The 3,232-nt window shown below is 65.9% G+C and carries 4 protein-coding genes and 1 pseudogene; all 5 read right to left on the bottom strand.

Annotation, left to right across the window (positions count from 1 at the left end; genetic code table 11):
• Positions 1 to 21: 21 nt before the first annotated feature.
• A pseudogene (locus PFH44_RS26150) lies at positions 22 to 453 on the bottom strand (3-hydroxyacyl-CoA dehydrogenase family protein); the annotation flags it as partial.
• A 3-nt stretch (positions 454 to 456) separates the two neighbouring features.
• Complete coding sequence (paaG, locus tag PFH44_RS26155) at positions 457 to 1,245, bottom strand: 2-(1,2-epoxy-1,2-dihydrophenyl)acetyl-CoA isomerase PaaG (RefSeq protein ID WP_237373779.1); 789 nt, start codon at positions 1,243 to 1,245, stop codon at positions 457 to 459.
• 2 nt (positions 1,246 to 1,247) lie between these two features.
• Entirely contained in the window at positions 1,248 to 2,015 is a 768-nt protein-coding gene (paaF, locus tag PFH44_RS26160) for a 2,3-dehydroadipyl-CoA hydratase PaaF (protein ID WP_283826633.1), read from the bottom strand.
• Positions 2,012 to 3,082 (bottom strand): 1,2-phenylacetyl-CoA epoxidase subunit PaaE, encoded by a 1,071-nt coding sequence (paaE, locus tag PFH44_RS26165; protein ID WP_283826634.1) that lies wholly within the window; start codon positions 3,080 to 3,082, stop codon positions 2,012 to 2,014. The genes paaF and paaE overlap by 4 nt, the downstream gene beginning before the upstream one ends.
• Positions 3,083 to 3,089: 7 nt before the next feature.
• Positions 3,090 to 3,232 (bottom strand): PaaD-like zinc ribbon domain-containing protein (locus PFH44_RS26170; RefSeq protein ID WP_463671580.1); only part of this gene is annotated, 143 nt, incomplete at its 5' end.

Genomic DNA, 3,232 nt, shown 5'->3' on the forward strand with positions numbered 1-3,232 from the left:
TCAGGTGTGTATAAGGGACAGAAAGAAGTGCAGCCCGGCAACGCGCTCCGGGTGCTTCACGTCGGCGGCAATCGCGGTAATCGAAATAGAAGAGGTGTTGCTGGTCAGCAGCGCGGAGGGCGAGCAGATCTCCGCCAGCTGGCTGAACAGCGCTTTTTTGATCTCAGGACGTTCGGAAGCCGCTTCAATCACCAGCTGCGCCGGCGCCAGGGCGGCCAGATCCGTCGTCGGCACGATGCGGGCCAGCAGCGCCTCGGCCTGCTCTGCGGTCAGCCTGCCGCGCGCGACGCGCGAGGCCAGCCGCTGGCGAATACCGTCCACCGCGCGGGTTAGCGCATCGGCGGCGATATCGTAGAGCAGCACCTGATGTCCGGCGCCGACGGCAACTTCCGCAATCCCTGAGCCCATGGTGCCGCCGCCGATCACGGCGACGAGATGCAGTGTTGTGCTCATAGGCTATTTCCCGCTGAACTGTGGAGGACGTTTGGCGAGGAAAGCGCTTACGCCTTCGCGGTAGTCGGCGCTGCGTCCGGCCATGCGCTGGTAGTCGCGTTCGAGGTCAAGCTGGGCATCGAGGCCGTTGGTTTCCGCGGCCAGCAGGGCTTGCTTAATCAGGCCGAGACCAAAGGTCGGCTGCGCCGCCAGATGGCGGGCCAGCTGAAGGCTGGTGTCCGCCAGCTCGGCGTCCTCCACCAGCTGCCAGATCATCCCCCACTGCGCGGCCTGCTCGGCGCTGAGCTTCTCGCCCAGCAGCGCTAGCCCCATCGCCCTGGCGCGTCCGGCGACCCGCGGCAGGAACCAGCTACCGCCGCAGTCGGGCACCAGCCCGAGCCTGCTGAAGGCCATCACGAAGCTGGCGGATCGCGCGGCGAGCACCATATCGCAGCCCAGCGCCAGGGTTGCCCCGGCCCCGGCCGCCACGCCGTTAACCGCCGCAATCACCGGCTTCGGCAGCGCCGCCAGGCGGCGCACCAGCGGGTTATAGAAACGCTCTACCGACAGCCCCAGATCCGGCGCCGGGCCGCTGGGGTCAACGTTGCGGTCGTTAAGATCCTGGCCGGCGCAAAATCCGCGTCCGGCGCCGGTGATCAGCAGGCAGCGCACGCTGTCGTCGCGCTCGGCCTGGGTCAGACACTCGGCGAGCTGCTGGTGCATCAGGTCATTAAAGCTGTTCAGGCGATCCGGACGGTTAAGGGTAATCGTCATCACGCCCTGTTCTACGGTGCTGAGAATAAAAGCTTCCACCATTAGCGTCCTTTAAATTGCGGGGTACGTTTTTGTAAAAAGGCGTCGATGCCTTCGCGCCGATCTTCCGTCGCGCTGAGCAGCGTAAACAGCTGGCGCTCCTGCAGGAGCCCGGCCTGCAGCCCCACCTCCTGCGCCTGGCGCAGCGCCTGCTTCGCCGCCCGCAGCGCCAGCGGCGAGTGGCGGGCAATGGTCGCTGCCAGCCTGAGGGCATATTCATCGGTTAACGCCGGCGGATAGATGTCGCTCACCAGACCGGCCTGCTGCGCCCGCCGGGCGTCAATGGCTTCGCCGCTCAGCACCATGCGGCTGGCCAGCGCCTTGCCGACGCAGCGGATCAGCCGCTGGGTGCCGCCCGCGCCGGGCATAATGCCGAGGGTAATTTCCGGCACCCCGAAGCGGGCGTTATCCCCCGCGACCACCAGGTCGCAGAGCAGCGCCAGCTCGCAGCCCGCGCCGAGGGCGTAGCCGTTCACTGCCGCAATCAGCGGTTTCGGGAAGGCGTCAATGCGCGCCCACAGGCGGGGGCGAATATCATCGAACGTGGCCGGGAGATCTTTTTCCGCCATTTCGTTCAGGTCGGCGCCGGCGGCAAAGAAGCGCTGGCCGCCGCTAATCACGCAGGCGCTCACCTCCGGGTCGGCCGCCGCGGCTTCCAGCGCCTCGGCAAGCTGTGTCAGCAGCGCATTATTGAGCGCATTGCGCGCCTGCGGCCGGTTAAGGGTCAGGTGCAGCACCCGCTCGTGGCGGCTAATCAGCAGTTCGCTCATGCCATCCCCCGGGCGTCAAAATCCACCACCACGTCGCCGCTGGTCGGCAGCGCCTGGCAGCTGAGCACGTAGCCGGCCGCCAGCTCGTCCGCTTCGAGGCTGTAGTTTGCCGCCATCGCCACTTCCCCGCTCAGCACCTTGCATTTGCAGGTGGCGCAGACGCCGCCTTTACAGGCGAACGGCAGATCCGCCCCCTGGCGCAGCGCCGCGTCGAGAATGCTGTCATCCTCCGCGCTGAGGGCCACCAGCCGGTCGCGGCCGTCCTGACGAATGGTGACGGTGCGGCCCTCGGCCTGCACCCCGGTCGCGCGCTTAACGCTGCTGCCTGGGGTATTAAAACGCTCAAGATGAATGCTGTTCGCCGCCATCCCGAGCTCCCCCAGCGCGGCCTCAGCGTCATCCATCATCACCGCCGGGCCGCAGATAAAGGCCTCGTCGAAGCGGCTGAAATCCAGCAGCCGGCCGGAGAGCGCGCGCAGCTTAGCGCCGTCGATGCGCCCCTGCAGCAGATCGCTGTCCATCGACTCCTGGCTAAACAGGTGCACCACCTGCAGCCGCTGCGGATAGCGGTCTTTCAGGTCCGCCAGCGCCTGGCGAAACATCATGCTATGGCTGCTGCGGTTGCCGTAGATCAGGGTGAAGCGGCTTTGCGCTTCGGTGGCGAGCGTGGCGCCAATAATCGCCATCATCGGCGTTATGCCGGAGCCGGCGGCAATCGCCAGGTATTCACCACGCCTTTCGGCCTGCGGCTGGTAGCCAAAATGGCCCTGCGGAACCATCACCTCCAGGGCCATGCCCTGGTGAATATCGTTCTGCGCATAGCGGGAGAAGCGGCCGCCGTCGATGGCCTTCACCGCGACGCTGATTTCAGCCGGGGAGCGGCTGCGGCAGATGGAGTAGCAGCGCCGCAGCTCTTCCCCACCGAGGCGGGCTTTTACGGTCAGGTGCTGGCCGGGACGGAAGGCGTATTCGGCCTGCAGCGCGTCGGGGATCGCAAAGGTAATGGTCACCGCATCGCGGGTTTCCGGCTCCACTCTCGCGACGGTAAGCGAATGAAACGTCGTCATGGCAACCTCAAATACATTTAAAGTAATCAAAGGGTTCTCGGCAGCTGTCGCAGCGGTAGAGCGCTTTGCAGGCCGTGGAACCGAATTCGCTAATCAGCGAGGTGTGGACGCTGCCGCAGCGCGGGCAAACCACCTCCTGCGGCATATCGG

Origin of the sequence: Klebsiella sp. Ech2A, assembly GCF_030078455.1 — a bacterium.
GTDB classification, from domain to species: domain Bacteria; phylum Pseudomonadota; class Gammaproteobacteria; order Enterobacterales; family Enterobacteriaceae; genus Klebsiella; species Klebsiella terrigena.

Excerpts from the sequence above, each read along its gene's own strand:
- paaF (WP_283826633.1), bottom strand. The coding sequence starts at position 2,015 with ATGAGCGAACTGCTGATTAGCCGCCACGAGCGGGTGCTGCACCTGACC.
- paaE (WP_283826634.1), bottom strand. The coding sequence starts at position 3,082 with ATGACGACGTTTCATTCGCTTACCGTCGCGAGAGTGGAGCCGGAAACC.